Origin of the sequence: Streptomyces paludis (assembly GCF_003344965.1) — a bacterium.
Lineage (GTDB): Bacteria > Actinomycetota > Actinomycetes > Streptomycetales > Streptomycetaceae > Streptomyces > Streptomyces paludis.
Genome location: NZ_CP031194.1, coordinates 2,430,902 through 2,449,300 on the forward strand (window position 1 = coordinate 2,430,902; position 18,399 = coordinate 2,449,300).

The following is an 18,399-nucleotide window of genomic DNA, read 5'->3' on the forward strand; positions in this document are numbered from 1 at the left end:
AACGGACAGGGACGACGAAAGGTGGCGGTCATGGCGGCGGCAACAGCGAGGATCCCGGCGACGGCCGTGGCGGCGGGCGGCATCGTCGGGGGTTACGCGCTCGCCCGGTGGACGAAGAAGCGTCCCCTCGGCGGGGCGGCGCTGGCCGCCGCGGGCGCCGTGGCCGCGTACGAGTGGCACCGCACCGGCGGGACGAAGGCGGCCGTCGGGCTGAGCGCCACCTACCTCGCCGCCTTCGCGGGCGCGCACCCGCTCGCGAAGAAGGTCGGCGCGTGGCCCGCGGTCTTCTCCGTGGCGGGCGGGGTGGCCGCCGCGTCCTGGGCGGTCACCCGGCGCGCCGGCGCATAAGGGCGCGGGAAATAAAGTTCGGCGCCCGCTGAACACCCCCGGCATCTTCTTCGTACTCAAGAGCAACTCCCCCATGGTGGCTGGGCGTGTGAACGGACGACAGGGTCCGCGTCACGCGCCCAGCAATCTTTTACGCACCGCCCGCGCCAGCCTCGTCGGCTGTGCCTACCCGCCCAGCGCATGCGACACGGTGTAGATCAGCAGCCCCGCGAGCGCCCCCACCACCGTGCCGTTGATCCGGATGAATTGCAGGTCACGGCCGATATGCGCCTCGATCTTCTTCGATGTGTCGGCCGCGTCCCAGCCCGCCACCGTGTCGGAGATCAGTGAGGTGATCTCCCCCCGGTACGTCGCGACGACATACGCCGCCGCCTCCTCGATCCAGCCGTCCAGCTTCCCCTGCAACCGCTCGTCCGTCGACAGCCGCGCCCCGAGCGACAGCAGCGACGCGCGCGCCCGCAGCCGCAGTTCGCTGCGGTCGTCCTCGGCCGCCGACATGATCATCGCGCGTACGGAGGACCACGCCGAGGCGATGATGTCCTGCACCTCGGGACGTGCGAGCAGCTCCGACTTCAGACGCTCGACCCGCGCGCGGGTGTCCGTGTCCGACTGGAGATCGGTGGCGAAGTCGCGGAGGAACCGGTCGATGGCGCCCCGCGCCGGATGACTCGGCATGTCGCGCATCTCGGTGATGAAGCGCAGCAGCTCCTTGTAGACCCGGTCACCAATGCGCCGGTCCACGAAGCGCGGCGTCCAGCCGGGCGCGCCGCCCTGCACCGCATCCATGACCGAGTCGCCGTGCTCCACCAGCCAGTCGTGCGCGCGGACGCAGATCAGGTCGACGGCGCGATGGTGGGCGCCGTCCGCCACGACCTTGTCGAGGGTCTTCCCTATGCCCGGGGCGATCTCCACGGCGTCCGCACGCCGGGTGATCGCCTCGCCCACCACCGCCTGCACATCCGAGTCCCGCAGCACGGTCAGCGCGCCGCGCAGCGCCGTGGACAGCTCGGCGGTGACCCGGTCGGCGTGCGCGGGCTCCGCGAGCCACGTGCCGAGTCGGCGTCCGATGCCCAGGGCGCGCAGCCGGCTCCGTACGACATCGGCCGAGAGGAAGTTCTCCCCGACGAACGCGCCGAGCGAGGCGCCCAGCTGGTCCTTCTTGTTGGCGATGATCGCGGTGTGCGGAATGGGCAGGCCCAGCGGCCGGCGGAACAGCGCCGTCACCGCGAACCAGTCGGCCAGCGCGCCGACCATCCCCGCCTCGGCCGCCGCCGCGACATAGCCCGCCCAGCTGCCCGCGCCCGAGTTCTTCGCCCAGGTCGCGAGGGCGAATACCACCGCGACCAGCAGAAGCAGACCGGTGGCCGTGGCCTTCATCCGGCGGACGCCGCGGAGCTTCTCCTCATCGGCCGCCGTGTACGAGAAGGAGCCGAGCCCGCGTGCGGCCTGCTGACGAGCGGGCGCCCCCACCGTCCCAGGCGCCTCAGCAGCCCCAGGCGCCCCCGCTGCCCCGGACCCCTTCCCGGGCTCAGGCGCTCGCTCCGGATCCGTGCGTTCCATCCGCTCCACCGTTCATTCCACCCGTCCACGTACGTACCGTGCATCATTCGTACACATTGTCCCTGTCCGCGATGCCGGACGACGTGACCTGTGGATAACGCAGAGGGCGAGGATGGCGCAGCCTGTGGATAAGGGGTCAGGCCGGCCGCTCAGCCGTCCAGTTCCTTGCGCTCCGCCTTCTTCTCCAGCTTCTCGCGCTTGCGCTGCTCCTTGAGCCGCCGCCGCTCCGCCTCCGTGGCCTTCCGCTCGACCCCGACCCCGCCCATCAGCGCGAACCCGGTGACGATCACCCGCGGCGACCCGGGGCTGATCTCCACATCCCCGCTGCTGCGCGCCTCGCCGAAGCCGCCCATCAGCCCGATGCCCCTGACCTCGACGTTCATGTCCGGCGGTACGGTCACCTGCATTCCGCCCATGATCGCGAAGCACCGGATCACCACATCGCGGTCCTCGAACCGAGCCTCGCGCAGATCGATGTCCCCGCCCGCCTGGAAGACGGCGGCCGTGAACTTCCGGCCCACCGTCCACCGCCCCTTGCGGGTGAAACCGCCCCAGAAGGCGAACGCGCCCTTGGACGTGGCGGGTTCCCGGCCGATCCGGTCCGCCCAGCCACCGGTGGCCGTCTCCGGCGCCAGCCCGCGCGCCGGCTGTCCCGCCTGCCCCACGACGTCCGTCGTCGTCCCCGGCGCGGGCAGGTCCCGTACGAGCGGCACCAACTCACCGTGCGTACGGGCCTTGTACGTGAGGTCGAGGCGCTCCTCGAACTCCAGCATGTCGAGCCGACCCTCCGCGACGGCCTCCCGCAGCCGCTCCGCGATCTGCTCCCGCTCGGCGTCGGAAGCCCGCGTATCGGGCGCTGCCAGACCCGGATCGGGCGCCGCCGACCGCGTATCCGGCACTGCCGGCGGGCTCACCGCATGCTTCGGTTCGGGGCGCGGTTCAGGGCTCGATCCGGGGCGCGATTCGGGCTGCTCGCTCGTCATAACAGCAGACTAGTCAACCGCCCGGTCCCCGTCACACAGCCGATCGGTCCGCGTACATCTTGGCGATCACATCCTCGATGTCCGGCTCCCGCACCGACAGATCCACCAGCGGAAACTCCGCCGCGATCCGGGCCACCAGCGGCGCCGCCGATGCCGCCGCCGGGAAGGCCAGCCACTGCCGCGGCCCCTCCACCTTCACCGTACGGACCTCGGCGCCCGGCAGATCGATCGGCGGAAGCTCCCGCTCCAGATCGATGACGAGCGTCCGCTCGCTCTCCCCGACCTCGTGCAGCCCGGACGGCGAGCCGTCGTACAGCAGCCGCCCGTGGTCGATGACCATCACCCGCTCGCACAGCTGCTCGATATCGGTCAGATCGTGCGTCGTGAGCAGCACCGTCGTGCCGCGCTCCGCGTTCAGATCCCGCAGGAACCCCCTGACCTTGGCCTTCGAGATCACATCCAGGCCGATCGTCGGCTCGTCCAGATACAGCACCTCGGGATCGTGCAGCAGCGCCGCCGCGATATCGCCGCGCATCCGCTGGCCGAGCGAGAGCTGCCGTACCGGTACGTCCAGCAGCGCGCCCAGGTCGAGCAGCTCGACGCAGCGCTCCAGATTCACCCGGAACCGCGCGTCCGGCACGCGGTACATCCGGTGCATCAGCCGGTACGAATCGATCAGCGGCAGGTCCCACCAGAGCGTCGTACGCTGCCCGAACACCACGCCGATGCGCTGCGCCAGCCGCGTACGCTCCCGGGACGGATCGATGCCCGCGACCCGCAGCCGGCCGGCGCTCGGGGTCAGAATGCCGGTGAGCATCTTGATGGTGGTGGACTTGCCGGCGCCGTTCGGGCCGATGTAGCCGACCATCTCGCCGCGCGCCACCCGGAAGGAGAGGCTGTCGACGGCCCGCACCTGATGTCTCTCCCGACGCAGCAGCCCCGCCCTCCGGCGTACGTCGAAGACCTTCTCGACCCCGTCCAGCTCAATGAAACCAGCGCCGTCCTCAGCCACCACGACCGTCCTCTCAGCTTCCCGTGCTGCGGTACGCCCGCAGCCCCGCCCGCCACGCCAGCCCCGCCGCCGCGCAGCACACCAGCGCGACCACCGGCGGCAGGAACGCCACCGCGGCCGGCAACCCCAGCGGCAGCTCGCGCCCCATCACGTACAGCGCCGGGATCCAGTTCACGAAGGCCAGCGGCACCACGAACGTCACCCCGCGCACCAGCTCCCGGCCGAAGACCGACGGCGGGTACTGGAGCACGGTGTTGCCGCCGTACGTGAACGCGTGCTGCACCTGCGCGGCGTCCTGCGCCCAGAACTGGAACGCGCCGCCCGCCACGAACACCGCCCCGAAGATCGCCGCGCCGCTCACGATCATCATCGGCAGCATCAGCACCCGCACCACCGTCCAGTCGATGTCCACCAGCAGCAGCGCGTAGCCGAGCACCAGCAGCCCCTGGAGGATCCGGCCCAGCCGCCGCAGCGCGAACCTGTCCGCCGCGACCTGCACCAGTACGGGGACGGGCCGCACCAGCAGCGTGTCGAGCGTGCCGTCCCGCACCCGGCGGCCCAGGCCGTTCATCGACCCGAGAAACAGGTCGGCCAGGCCGAAGGCCGTACCCGTCGTCCCGTACAGAAAGGCCACCTCGGCCAGCGAGTAGCCGCCGAGGGCATCGATGTGCGAGAACATCAGCAGGATCGACAGGAAGTCGAAGCCGGTCGCCGCGAAGTTCCCGAACGCCATCATCACGAAGGACGCGCGGTACGTGAGCGTGGAGCGCGTCCAGGCCGCCACGATCAGGCCGTACGCCCGTAGCCCGGACCACAGGATGTCCCACCGCGAGGTTTCCGGAAGCCGGTATTCCGGAAGAGCCACCGACGCCACCGACGGCCCAGCGCCCCCCACCGAATCGACCGCAGAACCCGCCGAGCCCACAGAGCCCACAACGGCTTCCCCCGCCGCCCCCGCATCCTCAGCCACCCTGGACCACCACCCTCCGCGTCGCCACCGACTGAAGCACCCGGCCCGCCCCGAGCAGCGCCACCGCCCAGCCCGCCTGGAACGCGTACACGCCCGCCAGGTCCCACCCGGTGTGCTTGCCCAGCAGGACATCCGCCGGAATCTGGAGCATCGACGACCACGGCAGCGCCCGCGCCACCTCGCCCAGCGCGCCGGGGAAGACGTTGAGCGGCAGCAGCATCCCGGAGAAGAACATCGCCGCCAGCATCCCCAGCTGCGCCGCCCCCGCGCCGTCCATCAGCCAGAACGCCGACAGCGCGATCAGGAACCGGATCGCGAAACTCACCACCAGCCCCAGCAGCAGCGCCCCCAGGAACGCGAGCCACATCAGCGGATCGCCCGGCAGCGCCAGCTCGAAGGCGAACGCCCCGATCGCCATCGGCACGACCCCGCGCCCGAGCAGCTGGAACGCCGCCCGCCCCAGATCCCCCGCCAGCCACCACAGCTGGAGATCGGCCGGACGGTAGAGATCGACGGCGATGTCGCCCGTACGGATGCGTTCGATCAGCTCGTCCTCGAAGCCGCCGCCCATCAGCGCGCAGGCCGCCAGCAGCGCCTGCCCGAGCCATACGTACGTCATGGCCTGCGGCAGGTCGTACCCGCCGAGCCGCGGCCGCTCGTCCCAGAGCGCGGTGTACGCGTACGCCAGGATGAAGCCGAACACGGTGTTGGTGAACACGCCGGCGAAGGTCGCCACGCGATACGTCGCGTACCGTCGGAAACCGCCCAAGGTCACCACTGCGTACAGCCGCACCGGCGCCCCTCCCCTCCCCCTTCGCAACGCCCCGAGCCGCGGCACAGAACTTCGCGGCACCAAAGCGCACGAACCTAGTCCACGCGCCCACGCCGCCGCGACTCAATATCCGGCGGCTCGCGCTTCTCCCTTCTGGCCGTGTTTTATGGGATTGACCTGATACGACACCGTTATGCCGGGAAGTGAACCTCCGGCTGCGGCCGAGGAGTCTTCACGCATATGAGTGACGAGCCACAGCAGCAGGGCTGGGCCCCACGGGACCCTTCCGACCCCGCGTCCCACCCCGTGTCCGACCCTGCCCCCACCGACCCCGCGTCCGGCCCCGCCCTCACCGGCCGGGCCAGGCGCGCGGCCAGGCGCGCCGAGCGCAAGCGCCGGCGCACCGGCTGGCGCAGGCTCGTCCCCACCTGGCGTATGACGGCCGGCACGTTCCTGGGCTGCGCGCTTCTGCTCGTCTGCGGCTTCGTCGTGGGCTACAAGTACGTCGACATCCCGGCCGCGAACGCCGCCGCCACCGCCCAGTCGAACGTCTTCCTCTATACGGACGGCACCCAGATCGCCCGCGACGGCGAGATCAACCGCGAGAACGTCAAGCTCTCGCAGGTGCCGCGGAGCGTCCAGCGCGCCGTGCTCGCCGCCGAGGACCGCGGCTTCTACGGCGAGCCCGCCGTCGACCCGCAGGGCATGGTCCGCGCCGCCTGGAACACCGCGACCGGCAAGGGCACCCAGGGCGGCTCCACGATCACCCAGCAGTACGTCAAGAACTACTACCTCGGCCAGGAACAGACGGTCATCCGCAAGACCAAGGAATTCTTTATCGCGATCAAGCTCAACCGCGAGGCGTCCAAGGGCCAGATCCTCCAGGGCTATCTGAACACCAGCTACTTCGGCCGCAACGCCTACGGCATCCAGGCCGCCGCCCAGGCGTACTACGGCAAGGACGTCGAGAAGCTCAGCACGGCGGAGGGCGCCTATCTGGCCTCCCTCCTCAACGCCCCCAGCGAGTTCGACGTCGTCGTCCACCCCGAGAACAGACCGGCCGCCGTCGCCCGCTGGAAGTACGTACTCGACGGGATGGTCAAGGAGCACTGGCTCAGCGAGCGCGACCGGGACGCGATGGCCTTCCCGCAGCCCGGAAACCTGCGGCCCTCCTCCTCCGGCCTCACGGGCCAGCGCGGCTATATCGTCCAGGCCGTCAAGGACTATCTGACCAGCAACAAGATCATCGACGAGAACACCCTGGCCACCGGCGGCTACCGGATCACCACCACCCTCGACCGCAAGAAGCAGAACGCCTTCGTACGGGCCGTCAAGGACAAGGTCACCTCCCAGCTCAGCGCCGACCGCACGGCCGACCGCAACGTCCGCGTCGGCGGCGCCTCCATCGACCCGGCGACCGGCCAGGTCGTCGCCATGTACGGCGGCATCGACTACACCAAGCAGTACGTCAACAACGCGACCCGCCGCGACTACCAGGTCGGCTCCACCTTCAAGCCGTTCGTCCTCGCCGCCGCCCTCCAGAACGGCTCCGAGACCCAGGACGGCCGGACGATCTCCCCGAGCACCGTGTACGACGGCACCAACCAGCGCATGGTCCAGGGCCCCAGCGGCCCCACCGGTTACGCCCCTTCCAACGAGGACGATGTCAACTACGGCCCCATCACCGTACGGGTCGCCACTGACAAGTCCGTCAACGCCGTCTACGCGCAGATGGCCCAGGACGTCGGGCCCGAGACCGTCAAGGACACCGCCATCGCCCTCGGCATCCCCAAGAACACCCCCGACCTCACCGCCACCCCCTCCATCGCGCTCGGCCCGGCCACCGCGAGCGTCCTGGACATGGCCGAGGCGTACGCGACACTCGCCAACCACGGCGCGCACGGCACGTACAGCCTCGTCCGGGACATCAGCAGGAACGGTACGGAGCTGGCCCTGCCCGCGCACGACAGCAAGCAGGCGATCAGCCGCGAGGCCGCCGACACCACCACCTCCGTGCTGCGCGGCGTCGTCGACGGCGGTACGGGCACCGCCGCCCAGTCCGCGGGCCGCCCCGCCGCCGGCAAGACCGGCACGGCGGAGAAGGACAAGGCGGCCTGGTTCGCCGGCTACACCCCGAACCTCGCGACCGTCGTGGCCGTAATGGGCGCCGACCCCAAGACCGCCGAGCAGACGCCGCTGTACGGAGCCCTCGGCCTGGGCCGCATCAACGGCGGCGGGGCGCCCGCCCAGATCTGGGGCCAGTACACGGCCGCCGCGCTCCAGGGCACCGCGGTCAAGGACTTCGACCTCCGCGTGACACCCGACGCGGCCGATTCGGCGCTGCCGGACCAGACGGGGTCCCCGCGGCCCGACCGCTCCGGCCAGTCGCAGAACCCTGACACGCGGGGCACCTCCCAGGGCACCCAGGGCTCTTCCGAGGGCCGGACCACCACCCCGGGCACCCAGGGCGCCACCGGGACGACCGGCACCACCACGGGCGACGGCACCACAGGCGGCGGGAGTACGGGCACCACCACCGGCGGCGGTACGGACTCGGGCGGCGGCAGCCCGGGCGACGGCAGTACGGGCGCGGCCACCACCGGCGGCGACAACACGGGCGCGACGACGGACGGCGGCGCGGGGACGAGCACAGGAGGCACGAACACGGGAGGGACGTTCCCGTTCCCAGGAACGTCCCTCCCGGGAACGAGCACGGACGGCCAAGGCCCGTAAAAAGCAAGGGCCCGTAAAAAGAGCCCGTAAAAGCAGACGGCTCAATGCCCGGAGGTGACCTTCAGCCCCACCACGGCCACCAGCAGCAGACAGACGAAGAAGATCCTGGCGGCGGTCGCCGGCTCACCCAGCGCCACCATCCCGACCACAGCCGCCCCGGCCGCGCCGATCCCGACCCACACGCCGTAGGCCGTACCGATCGGCAGCGTCTTCGCCGCCTGTGCCAGCAGCACCATGCTCAGAACGATCCCCGCACCGGTGAACACGCTCGGCCACAGCCGGGTGAACCCCTCGGTGAACTTCATCCCGATCGACCAGCCGATCTCCAGCAGACCAGCGACGATCAACAGAACCCAGGCCATGACGGCACCTCCCGGCGAGAACGCGGAAACAACAGGTGCGTCGTCTTTCGATGACCCGGTACGGCGCGTCTCGTCGGGGAACCCCACGCTAACAAACAAAGCGAGGCACCCAGAAACGGGGGCCCGGAGAACGGCCCGGAGAACCAGGGGAACTACAGATAAAGCCCGGTCGAGTCCTCGGACCCCTCGAACCGGTCCGCCGCGACCGCGTGCAGATCGCGCTCCCGCATCAGTACGTACGCCACCCCGCGCACCTCGACCTCGGCCCGGTCCTCGGGGTCGTACAGCACCCGGTCCCCCGGCGTCACCGTCCGTACGCTCTGTCCCACGGCCACCACCTCGGCCCAGGCCAGCCGACGGCCGACCTCGGCCGTCGCCGGGATCAGGATGCCGCCGGACGAGCGCCGCTCGCCCTCCGGAATGTCCGTCCTGACCAGGACCCGGTCGTGGAGCATCCGGATGGGCAGCTTGTCGTGCTGGCTGTGGGGTTTCTCGCTCACGCCCCAGAACCTACCTGCCGGGCCCGCCGCCGTACGCCATAGGGGTGGCGCGGGCTCAAACCCGGCGGCGCTTGGTGGACACCACGAGCAGCCCGACGACGCCGACGGCGACCAGCGCCACCGGCACCAGGCGCTCCAGCCGGGGGGCGCCCGCGTGGTCGGTGAACGAGGCGCGCACGCCCGCGATCGTCCTGTTCACGGCGACGAACGCGCGCCCCGCCGTACGGTCGACCGTGGAGGTCACCTTGGCCTTCGCGTCGCCCACGATCGTCTTCGGATGCACCCGCACGCCGATCTCGTCGAGCGTCTCGGCAAGCTGCCCGCGCCGGCGAACGATGTCCGCCTCGATCTGCGCCGGGGTCCTGGATTCCGACACCGCGCTGCCTCCGTGGTCGTGTCCGATATTCCTACGTCAGTCCTACGTCGACAGTCTGTCAGCTCAACGCCCACCGCACCCGGCGGCACCCCCGATTACGCTCGGCGGCGTACCACCGATCCACCGGCCAATCCCGAGGAGAACCATGAGCGAGCGCCTCCAGCCCGGCGACACCGCCCCCGCCTTCACCCTGCCCGACGCGGACGGCAACGACGTCTCGCTCGCGGACCACAAGGGCCGCAAGGTCATCGTCTACTTCTACCCGGCCGCGCTCACCCCGGGCTGCACCAAGCAGGCGTGCGACTTCACCGACAACCTGGAGCTGCTGGCCGGCGCCGGCTACGACGTCATCGGCGTCTCGCCCGACAAGCCGGAGAAGCTCGCGAAGTTCCGCGAGAAGGAGAACCTGAAGGTCACACTCCTGGGCGACCCGGCCAAGGCCGTCCTGGAGGCGTACGGCGCCTTCGGCGAGAAGAAGCTGTACGGCAAGACGGTCACCGGCGTCATCCGCTCGACGTTCGTCATCGACGAGAAGGGCCACGTCGAACAGGCCCTCTACAACGTCCGCGCCACCGGCCACGTAGCGAAGATCATCAAAGACCTCGGCATCTGACCCCCGCCACCCCTCCCCCACACAACCGAGGCCCCGCCCAGGCGGGGCCTCGTCCCCTTTGCTGCTCCGGACGGCGTAACTGTCCGATATCCGGTTCGTTGATCAGTACGACGCCGCGAACACGCGGCCGGGACGGGGGGCGGGATCATGCCAGTGCGGTACACCTTCACGCTGCTGCGGGAGGCGGCGCGGGAGACGACAAACGTCGAGGACGCGGTGCGGTGGTGCGGCGGCCAGCCCACCCCGGGGAGCCGCCGGTACCTCCGGACCAAGATGTCCGAGGCGGGCATCGACACGTCGCACTTCACCACCGGGCGCGTGCGGCACACGGACGAGAGGCTGCGCGAGCTGGCCGCGTGCTCGACAAGCGTGGCCGAGGTTGTACGGCGGCTGGGGATCAGCCCGGTGGGCGGCAATCACACGCATATCGGCCGCCGGATCGCGAGGCTCGGCATCGACACCTCCCACTTCTCGCAGGTGCCTCCGCAGCGGGCGAAGGGGATCCGCAGAGAAATCCTGGTCCTGGGGACACCGGCGGGCGGAAGAGTGGCGGGAGAACGCCTGCGGCGCGCACTGCTCCACACCGGGGTGCCGGAGCTGTGTGCCATGTGCGGTAACGGCACCGAGTGGAACGGCAAGCCGCTGAGGCTCGAAACGGACCACCGCAACGGCGACTGGTGGGACAACCGCCCGGAGAATCTGCGGCTGCTCTGTCCCAACTGCCATGCGGTCACCGATACGTATCGCGGCCGTAAGCGGCGAAGGACGGGCGCATGAGCACGGCCGGCCGCCGCAACTCGTACCCCCGCGAGCTGCTGGAACGCACTGCGGCCGAGGCGACCAGCCTGGTCGATCTGCTCCGCAGGCTGGGTACTCCGCTAGGAAGTTCGCCCTTTCGCTATGTGAGAAGCAGACTTGAGGTGTACGGAATCGACACCTCGCACTTTCGTGAGGAACCACTCCCTCCGCGCGACCGTCGTTCCTACACACGGGAGCGGCTGGCGGAAGCCGCCGCGAAATCAAACAGCATTCGGGAAATACTTGAGTTCATGGGCTTCCCGCCCTGCGACAGCCCATATGGCCACATCAGGAAGAAACTTGATCAGTTCGGCATCGACACGTCGCACTTCACCCGGCGCTATGGATCGGGCGGCGGAATCCTGCCGTTGAGCGAGCTGGCACCGGCTGTCGCCGCTTCCACGAGTCTTGCCGGTGTCATCAGACTCCTCGGCCTGCGGGACGGTGGGGCCGCCCGCGCTCGCGTGAAACGCAGCATCGCGGCCCACGGGCTGTCATCCGCGCATTTCACCGGTCAGGGCCACACACAGGGCCTCCCCTCACCTCACAGGAAGTCGGCAGCCGACCTGCTGCTACGCCTCGCACCCGGCTCTCCTCGAACGAAGACCGTCATGCTGAGACGAGCACTCGATGAGCTTGAGACGCCACGCGTCTGTGCCGAGTGCGGCATTGGGGATATGTGGCAGGGCAAGCGGCTCGTACTCGAAATCGATCATGTCAACGGTGACCGGCTGGACAACCGAGCCGGGAACCTGCGCTACCTATGCCCTTCGTGCCACAGCCAGACGAACACCTTCGCCAAGGCCATCCGTGAGGCACAGTAAGCTGATCGCTGCGGGTCCGTACCCCAGCTGGCCAGAGGGCGCCGGTTTAGGTCCGGTGTGTCGTGGGTTCGAATCCCACCGGGCCCACAGCGGAAGGGCACGGATCTCCAGGAGAAGCCGTGCCCTTCCCGCTCTCGCCCCGCGTCAGGCGAGCAGCTCCCGTACCACCGGGACCAGGGCTCGGAACGCCTTGCCGCGGTGGCTGATCGCGTTCTTCTCCGCCGGTGTCAGTTCCGCGCAGGTGCGGGTGTCGTCGGCGGGCTGGAGGATCGGGTCGTAGCCGAAGCCGCCCGTGCCGGACGGGGTGGTGCGGAGGGTGCCCAGGAGGCGGCCTTCCACGACGCGTTCCGTGCCGTCCGGGAGGGCCAGGGCCGCCGCGCAGGCGAAGTGGGCGGTGCGGTGGGGCGGGGCGATGTCGGCGAGCTGGGCCAGGAGGAGGCGGAGGTTGGCCTCGTCGTCGCCGTGCGCGCCCGACCAGCGGGCGGAGAAGATGCCGGGGGCACCGCCGAGGACGTCGACGCAGAGGCCGGAGTCGTCGGCCACCGCCGGCAGGCCGGTCGCGGCGGCGAGGGCGTGCGCCTTGAGCAGGGCGTTCTCCGCGAAGGTAACGCCCGTCTCCTTGACGTCGGGGACCTCCGGATACGCGTCCGCGCCGACGAGTTCGTGCGGTAGGCCGGCGTCCGCGAGGATGGCCTTGAGTTCGGTGAGCTTCCCGGCGTTGCGGGTGGCGAGGATCAGACGGGTCATGCCGTCAAGTATCGGGCGAGGGCGTGAGCCGCCTGTTCGGCGGGATCCGCGACAGGCCCAGGACGAGCCACGCACCGTACCCGGGGCACGGTGCGTGGGGATGGAGCGGCCGCAGGAGTCGGGACGGGTATCTAGCTGCCTGAAGCTCCGTGTCCCGTGGGGACGGGGTTACGTGTGGGCTCGGTGGGGTCCTCGGTGGTGGGGAGGTTCGCTCCTTCGAGGTCGACGTGGGGGATGTTGCGGTCGAGCCAGCCGGGCAGATGCCAGGCGCGGCGGCCGAGCAGGGCCATGGCGGCCGGCACCAGGGCCATGCGCACCAGAAAGGCGTCGATGAACACGCCGACGGCCAGGGCGAAGGCGATGGACTTGGTGATCGGGTCCTGGTTGAAGACGAACCCGCCGAAGACCGCGACCATGATCAGGGCCGCGGCGGAGACCACCCGTCCGCTGTTGGCCACGCCGCTGACGACGGCCGCGGCGGCGTCACGGGTCTGCTCGTGGTGTTCCCGCATCCGGCTGACGAGGAAGACTTCGTAGTCCATCGCGAGGCCGAACAGGACGCCGATGAGAACGACGGGCAGGAAGCTGGTGACAGGACCGGCCGAGGGAATCCCCAGGAGCCCGTTCAGATGGCCGTTCTGGAAGATCCATACGGTGCACCCCAGGGACGCGGCGACCGACAGCAGGAAGCCCAGCACGGCTTTCAGCGGTACGAGGAGCGAGCGGAACGCGACGGTCAGCAGGATCACGGCCAGGATCACGATGATGGCGATGAACAGCGGCAGTGCTTCGGACAGCTTGGCCGAGACGTCGATGGCCGCGGCGGTGCCGCCGGCGATGTAGAGGGTGCCGCCCTGCTGGGAGAAGGCGCTCGCCTGTTCCCGCAGCCGGTGGACCAGGTCGGTGGTGGCCTCGTCGTCGGGTCCGGTCTTCGGAACGATGGAGAGGGCGGACACGGTGGCGTCGGGGTTGACGACCGGCTCCGAGATGTACGCCACGCCGGGGTCCAGGGCGAGGGTGTCGCGCAGTGCGCCGACCGCCCGCTGACGTTCCGCGGCGGGCATGGCGCCGGTGTCGGCGACGGCTGTGAGGGTGGCGTTGAAGCCGTCTCCGAACCCCTCGGCGACCAGGTCGTACGCCTTGTGCTGGGTGCTGGCCACGGGCTGGGCGGCGCCGCTGGGCAGTCCCAGGCGCAGGTCCTTCGCCGGCCAGGCGAGAGCGAGCAGACCGATCACCCCGACGAGCAGCACGAGCAGTGGCCTGCGGGTGACCGCGCGGCCCCACGCCATGCTCCAGGAGACCGCCGCACCCCGGCCCTGCTCGGTGGGCCGGGAGCGGGGCCGGGGCTGTGTACGGGGCCGGGGGCGCAGTCGGTCGCCGGCCACTCCAAGTACGGCGGGGACGAGCGTGATCGCGACGAGGACCGCGAGGAGCACCGTGGCGGCGGCGGCCAGTCCCATGACGGCCAGGAACGGAATGCCGATGACGGCCAGCGCGGCGAGCGCGATGACCACGGTCGCGCCGGCGAAGACGACGGCACTGCCGGCGGTGGCCACGGCGCGGGCGATCGACTCCTCCACCCCGGTGTCCGGGTCGGCCAGTTGCTCGCGGTGCCGGGCGATGATGAACAGGGCGTAGTCGATCCCGACGGCCAGTCCGATCATCAGTGCCAGCACATTGGCCGTGCTCGTCATATCGACGAAGCCGGAGATGAACTGCACCCCCAGCACCCCGATACCCACACCGACGAACGCGGTCAGCAGCGGCAGCCCGGCCGCCACGATCGAGCCCAGGGCCAGGGCGAGCACCACGAACGCGATCACGACCCCGGCCACCTCCGCCAGTTCGCCGCCCTCCAGCACGCTTTCCATGACCGGGCCGTCGAACTCGACCGCCAGCCCGGCGCGGCGCGCGTCGTCCATCGCGTCCGACAGCGCGTCCTTGGAGGTTTCGGACACCTCGTCGGCGGACTGGCGGAACCGTACGTCGGCGTAGGCGATGCGCCGGTCCGGTGAGATCGTCTGCGTTTCGAACGGGTTGGCGACGCCCTCGACGCCCGGTATCCCGCTCACCTTGTCCAGGCTGGTTTCGATGGCCTTCTTGTGCCCGGCGGTGGTGAGCGTGCCACCGGCGGGGGCCGCGATCACCACCCGGGCCGTGCCGCTCTCCGCACCCGGCATCTTCTTCTCCAGCAGATCCTGCGCCCGCTGCGACTCCAGCCCGGGGATCGAGAACTGAGTGCTGAGGGAACCGGCCATGGTGACGCCCAGGCCGCCGATCACGGCGAGGAGCGACAACCAGACGCCGATCACCCAGCCTCGGCGGCGAACCGCCCAATTACCCCATGCGAACAGCACTGATGCCATGTCCGTCTTCCTCGCTCTCCGACGACCAACTTGGTTACATCATGCTGCATATTTACAGTCGACTGCAAGTTTACGTTCGATGGTAAATTGGCGTCATGGAACAAGGAGTACGGGAACGAGGTAAAGCCCGACGCAGACAGGCGATCCTGCGCTCGGCCTACAAGCTGTTCGCCGACCGCGGCTTCGAGCCGACGACCATCGCCGACATCGCCGCGGAAGCGGAGGTGTCCCCCCGGACGGTCACGCTGTACTTCCCCTCCAAGCTGGAGCTGGCGACCTCCTACCTCGACGAAATCGTCGAGCGGCTGGAGAAGGCGCTGCGCGAGAGCGGGGGCGCAGGCTCGGACGCGCTGGAGAACTGGCTGCGCGCGGAGATCGCCGGCACACGCGCCCAGGGCGATCTGGAGGCGCTCTGGGACCGCATGATGGAGCGCAACCCCCCACTGCGCGCCATCGCCAACAACCGGTTGACCTCGGCCATCCAGGAAGGCGCACGCATCTTCGCCGCCGAGCGGGGCGAGGCCCCCGACGGCTTCGTGCCGCGCATGGTGGCCGGAGTCGCCGCGGCGGTCATCAGCGAGGTGTTTCTCCACCCGAGCGAGGAGAACATCGCCACCGCGATGAACTTCCTCGGGGCGGGCATCGCCGCCGTGACGGCCGGCCCGGCCGAGGGGGAAGGGCCCGACGCACCGCGCCCCGCGGAATGACTCGCCCCGCCGGATGACCCGGCCCGCCGAATGAATCGCCCGCCGAATGGCCCGGCCTGCGGTACGCCGACGGGCCCCCGCCAATAGGCAGGGGCCCGTCCACGTTCACGGGTGCGGAGGGTACGTTTCCCGAAGGCCGACCCCGCCCCGTATCCGACCCGTCAGAGAGTCTGTTCGAGCGCCGTGCGCTGGAGTGTCGCCAGGTCGACGCAGCCCGCGGTGGCGAGGTCGAGCAGCGCGTTCAGTTCCTTGCGGTCGAAGGGCTCCGCCTCCGCCGTGCCCTGGACCTCGACGAAGCGGCCGTCGCCGGTGCAGACGACGTTCATGTCCGTCTCGGCGCGCACGTCCTCCTCGTAACAGAGGTCCAGCAGCGGCGCGCCGTCGACGATGCCGACGCTCACCGCCGAGACCGTACCGGTCAGCGGCCGGCGGCCGGCCTTGACGATCTTCTTGCCCTGCGCCCAGGACACCGCGTCCGCGAGGGCGACGTAGGCGCCGGTGATGGCGGCGGTACGGGTGCCGCCGTCGGCCTGGAGGACGTCGCAGTCGAGGACGACGGTGTTCTCGCCGAGCGCCTTGTAGTCGATGACCGCGCGCAGCGAGCGGCCGATCAGGCGGCTGATCTCGTGCGTACGCCCGCCGATCTTGCCGCGGACGGACTCGCGGTCGCCGCGCGTGTTGGTCGAGCGCGGCAGCATCGAGTATTCAGCGGTGACCCAGCCCTCGCCACTGCCCTTGCGCCAGCGCGGGACGCCCTCGGTGACCGAGGCGGTACAGAAGACTCTGGTGTCACCGAAGGAGATGAGGACGGAGCCCTCGGCGTGCTTGCTCCATCCGCGTTCGATGGTAACGGGACGGAGCTGTTCGGGGGTTCGGCCGTCGATTCGAGACATGACCGTGAGCCTATCGGGACCTACGTCAGTGGTCTGGTCCAGGTGGGCGTGGACCGGTGGCTTCACGCCGTACGGCAGGACCCCGCGCCCGTACGTCTATCCGTACGCCCGTCCGCACGCCCGTCACATCATGTCCTCGATCTCGGCCGCCAGCGGGTCCGCGTCGGTGCCGATGACGACCTGGACCGCCGTCCCCATCCGTACGACCCCATGGGCCCCGGCGGCCTTCAGCGCGGCTTCGTCGACGAGATCGGCGTTGACCACCTCGGCGCGCAGACGGGTGATGCAGCCCTCGACCTCTTCGATGTTGTCGAGGCCACCGAGCCCGGCGACGATCTTCTCGGCCTTGCTGGCCATGTCTCTTCTCCCGTCCGTTCGGTCATACCTGCTTCATCCGCCGCACCCGCCGCATCCGTTGCATCCGCTTTGTCACGGTAACGCACAGTTGGCGCATCTTCACGGGCGGACCGTCACCCCCGTACCGAGGATGGGAAGAACGACGGGAGTCAGACCATGAGCGCCTCCAGCACCGCGGCCACCCCCGCCCCGCACCGCCGCCCGCGTCCGCGCTGGTGGAACGGGCTGTTCAACGGGCTCCAGAAGGTCGGGCGCAGTCTCCAGCTGCCGGTGGCCGTACTGCCCGCGGCCGGGCTGCTGGTCAGTCTCGGAAATCTGTTCTCCGCATATCTGCACGGCGCGTTCTGGGACAAGACGGCCAAGGTGTTCACCCTGGGCGGTACGGCCATCCTGGACGGGGCGTTCGGGCTGCCGCTGCTCTTCTGTATCGGTGTCGCGATCGGCTTCGCGAAGAAGGCCGACGGCTCGACGGCGCTCGCCGCGGTCGCCGGCTTCCTCGTCTACCACGGCGTACTGGCCGCGTTCCCGATCGACGGCACGGTCACGGAGGCGCTCCCGGCGGGAACCCCGCAGAACCCCGGCGTGCTCGGCGGCATCCTGATCGGGCTGCTGACGGCGGTCGTCTGGCAGCGGTTCCACCGGACGCGGCTGGTCGACTGGCTGGGCTTCTTCAACGGCCGCCGGCTGGTGCCGATCCTGATGGCCTTCATCGGCGTCGTCCTCGGCGTGCTCTTCGGGCTGCTCTGGCAGCCGGTGGGTGACGCGCTGACCGCGTTCGCGAAACACCTCATCGACCTGGGCGCCTGGGGCGCGGGCATCTTCGGTGTCGCCAACCGGCTACTAATTCCGATCGGTATGCACCAGTTCCTGAACACCTTCTTCTGGTTCCAGGCAGGCGAGTTCACCAAACCGGACGGCACCGTCGTCCAGGGCGATCTGACCCGGTTCTTCGCCGGGGACCCGACGGCCGGTCAGTTCATGTCCGGTTTCTTCCCCATCATGATGTTCGGCCTGCCCGCCGCCGCGCTCGCGATCGCGCACTGTGCGCGCCCCGAACACCGCAAGCGGGTCGCGGGGCTGATGCTCTCCGTGGCCCTCACCTCGTTCGTCACCGGCGTGACCGAACCGCTGGAGTTCTCCTTCATGTTCGCCGCGCCCCTGCTGTACGGCGCGCACGCGCTGCTCACCGGGGCGTCCATGGCGATCACCTGGGCGCTGGGCGTGCACGCGGGCTTCAGCTTCTCGGCGGGCCTGATCGACTACGTGGTGAACTGGCACCTCGACACCAAGCCCTGGCTGATCATCCCCATCGGGCTCTGCTTCGCGCTCGTGTACTACGCCGTCTTCCGCTTCGCGATCACCCGGTTCGACATCCCGACGCCGGGGCGCGAGCCGGAGGAGCTGGAGGAGGAGGCGGAGCAGCAGAACGTACGGCCGTAGGCCCCGGCGGGGCGACGCTGTGGCGTCGTGGCGTGCCG

19 protein-coding genes, 1 tRNA gene and 1 riboswitch are annotated in these 18,399 nt (G+C 70.0%); of the genes, 8 read left to right on the plus strand and 12 right to left on the minus strand.

Annotated features, from left to right (window positions below; genetic code table 11):
- Window positions 1-30 precede the first annotated feature (30 nt).
- Window positions 31-348 carry a hypothetical protein gene (locus DVK44_RS10400; protein WP_114659413.1) on the plus strand — a complete coding sequence of 106 codons (318 nt, stop codon included), beginning with the start codon at window positions 31-33 and terminating at the stop codon, window positions 346-348.
- 165 nt (window positions 349-513) lie between these two features.
- Here the strand turns inward: DVK44_RS10400 and DVK44_RS10405 are convergent, their stop codons facing one another.
- The 5 genes from DVK44_RS10405 to DVK44_RS10425 form a co-directional block, all read right to left on the minus strand.
- Window positions 514-1,908 (minus strand): DUF445 domain-containing protein, encoded by a 1,395-nt coding sequence (locus tag DVK44_RS10405; protein WP_114659414.1) that lies wholly within the window; start codon window positions 1,906-1,908, stop codon window positions 514-516.
- A gap of 149 nt (window positions 1,909-2,057) precedes the next feature.
- Window positions 2,058-2,807, minus strand: a complete 750-nt coding sequence (locus tag DVK44_RS10410) for a DUF1707 SHOCT-like domain-containing protein (protein WP_228447074.1) — start codon at window positions 2,805-2,807, stop codon at window positions 2,058-2,060.
- A gap of 115 nt (window positions 2,808-2,922) precedes the next feature.
- The gene (locus tag DVK44_RS10415) at window positions 2,923-3,903 is read right to left on the minus strand and encodes an ABC transporter ATP-binding protein (protein WP_228447075.1); all 981 of its coding nucleotides are present in this window, start codon (window positions 3,901-3,903) and stop codon (window positions 2,923-2,925) included.
- 13 nt (window positions 3,904-3,916) lie between these two features.
- Window positions 3,917-4,768, minus strand: a complete 852-nt coding sequence (locus DVK44_RS10420; RefSeq protein ID WP_228447076.1) for an ABC transporter permease — start codon at window positions 4,766-4,768, stop codon at window positions 3,917-3,919.
- A 97-nt stretch (window positions 4,769-4,865) separates the two neighbouring features.
- Entirely contained in the window at window positions 4,866-5,666 is an 801-nt protein-coding gene (locus DVK44_RS10425) for an ABC transporter permease (RefSeq protein WP_114659417.1), read from the minus strand.
- Between the two features lie 219 nt (window positions 5,667-5,885).
- On the opposite strand from DVK44_RS10425, the gene DVK44_RS10430 reads away from it, so the two are divergent.
- Entirely contained in the window at window positions 5,886-8,378 is a 2,493-nt protein-coding gene (locus DVK44_RS10430) for a transglycosylase domain-containing protein (protein WP_114659418.1), read from the plus strand.
- A gap of 41 nt (window positions 8,379-8,419) precedes the next feature.
- Here DVK44_RS10430 and DVK44_RS10435 read toward each other — a convergent pair whose 3' ends face one another.
- From DVK44_RS10435 to DVK44_RS10445, 3 genes are all read right to left on the minus strand, one after another.
- Complete coding sequence (locus DVK44_RS10435; RefSeq protein ID WP_114659419.1) at window positions 8,420-8,740, minus strand: DMT family transporter; 321 nt, start codon at window positions 8,738-8,740, stop codon at window positions 8,420-8,422.
- 34 nt (window positions 8,741-8,774) lie between these two features.
- A riboswitch (guanidine-III (ykkC-III) riboswitch) is annotated at window positions 8,775-8,834 on the minus strand.
- A gap of 58 nt (window positions 8,835-8,892) precedes the next feature.
- Window positions 8,893-9,195 carry a GroES family chaperonin gene (locus DVK44_RS10440; protein ID WP_114665042.1) on the minus strand — a complete coding sequence of 101 codons (303 nt, stop codon included), beginning with the start codon at window positions 9,193-9,195 and terminating at the stop codon, window positions 8,893-8,895.
- 100 nt (window positions 9,196-9,295) lie between these two features.
- Window positions 9,296-9,616: a DUF3618 domain-containing protein gene (locus tag DVK44_RS10445; protein ID WP_114659420.1), complete on the minus strand. Its 321-nt coding sequence runs from the start codon at window positions 9,614-9,616 to the stop codon at window positions 9,296-9,298.
- A gap of 145 nt (window positions 9,617-9,761) precedes the next feature.
- Between DVK44_RS10445 and bcp the strand changes: the two genes are divergently transcribed.
- The 4 genes from bcp (at window position 9,762) to DVK44_RS10465 (ending at window position 11,938) form a co-directional block, all read left to right on the plus strand.
- On the plus strand, window positions 9,762-10,229 hold the full coding sequence (gene bcp, locus DVK44_RS10450; RefSeq protein ID WP_114659421.1) for a thioredoxin-dependent thiol peroxidase: 468 nt from the start codon (window positions 9,762-9,764) through the stop codon (window positions 10,227-10,229).
- Window positions 10,230-10,376: 147 nt separating this feature from the next.
- Window positions 10,377-11,006, plus strand: a complete 630-nt coding sequence (locus DVK44_RS10455; RefSeq protein ID WP_114659422.1) for an HNH endonuclease signature motif containing protein — start codon at window positions 10,377-10,379, stop codon at window positions 11,004-11,006.
- The gene (locus tag DVK44_RS10460) at window positions 11,003-11,851 is read left to right on the plus strand and encodes an HNH endonuclease signature motif containing protein (RefSeq protein ID WP_114659423.1); all 849 of its coding nucleotides are present in this window, start codon (window positions 11,003-11,005) and stop codon (window positions 11,849-11,851) included. The genes DVK44_RS10455 and DVK44_RS10460 overlap by 4 nt, the downstream gene beginning before the upstream one ends.
- Before the next feature lie 12 nt (window positions 11,852-11,863).
- Window positions 11,864-11,938, plus strand: a tRNA-Leu gene (locus DVK44_RS10465).
- Window positions 11,939-11,995: 57 nt separating this feature from the next.
- Here DVK44_RS10465 and rdgB read toward each other — a convergent pair.
- Together rdgB and DVK44_RS10475 are read right to left on the minus strand one after the other, a co-directional pair.
- Window positions 11,996-12,598: an RdgB/HAM1 family non-canonical purine NTP pyrophosphatase gene (rdgB, locus tag DVK44_RS10470; protein ID WP_114659424.1), complete on the minus strand. Its 603-nt coding sequence runs from the start codon at window positions 12,596-12,598 to the stop codon at window positions 11,996-11,998.
- A gap of 131 nt (window positions 12,599-12,729) precedes the next feature.
- Entirely contained in the window at window positions 12,730-14,964 is a 2,235-nt protein-coding gene (locus DVK44_RS10475) for an MMPL family transporter (protein ID WP_162793764.1), read from the minus strand.
- 95 nt (window positions 14,965-15,059) lie between these two features.
- On the opposite strand from DVK44_RS10475, the gene DVK44_RS10480 reads away from it, so the two are divergent.
- Entirely contained in the window at window positions 15,060-15,671 is a 612-nt protein-coding gene (locus DVK44_RS10480; protein WP_114659426.1) for a TetR/AcrR family transcriptional regulator, read from the plus strand.
- 161 nt (window positions 15,672-15,832) lie between these two features.
- Here DVK44_RS10480 and rph read toward each other — a convergent pair whose 3' ends face one another.
- Window positions 15,833-16,564, minus strand: coding sequence for a ribonuclease PH (gene rph / locus DVK44_RS10485; protein WP_114659427.1), 732 nt, complete (start codon window positions 16,562-16,564; stop codon window positions 15,833-15,835).
- A 123-nt stretch (window positions 16,565-16,687) separates the two neighbouring features.
- Window positions 16,688-16,921, minus strand: a complete 234-nt coding sequence (locus tag DVK44_RS10490; protein WP_114659428.1) for a glucose PTS transporter subunit EIIB — start codon at window positions 16,919-16,921, stop codon at window positions 16,688-16,690.
- A gap of 156 nt (window positions 16,922-17,077) precedes the next feature.
- Between DVK44_RS10490 and DVK44_RS10495 the strand changes: the two genes are divergently transcribed.
- Complete coding sequence (locus DVK44_RS10495) at window positions 17,078-18,361, plus strand: PTS transporter subunit EIIC (protein ID WP_114659429.1); 1,284 nt, start codon at window positions 17,078-17,080, stop codon at window positions 18,359-18,361.
- The last annotated feature ends 38 nt before the right edge of the window (window positions 18,362-18,399 follow it).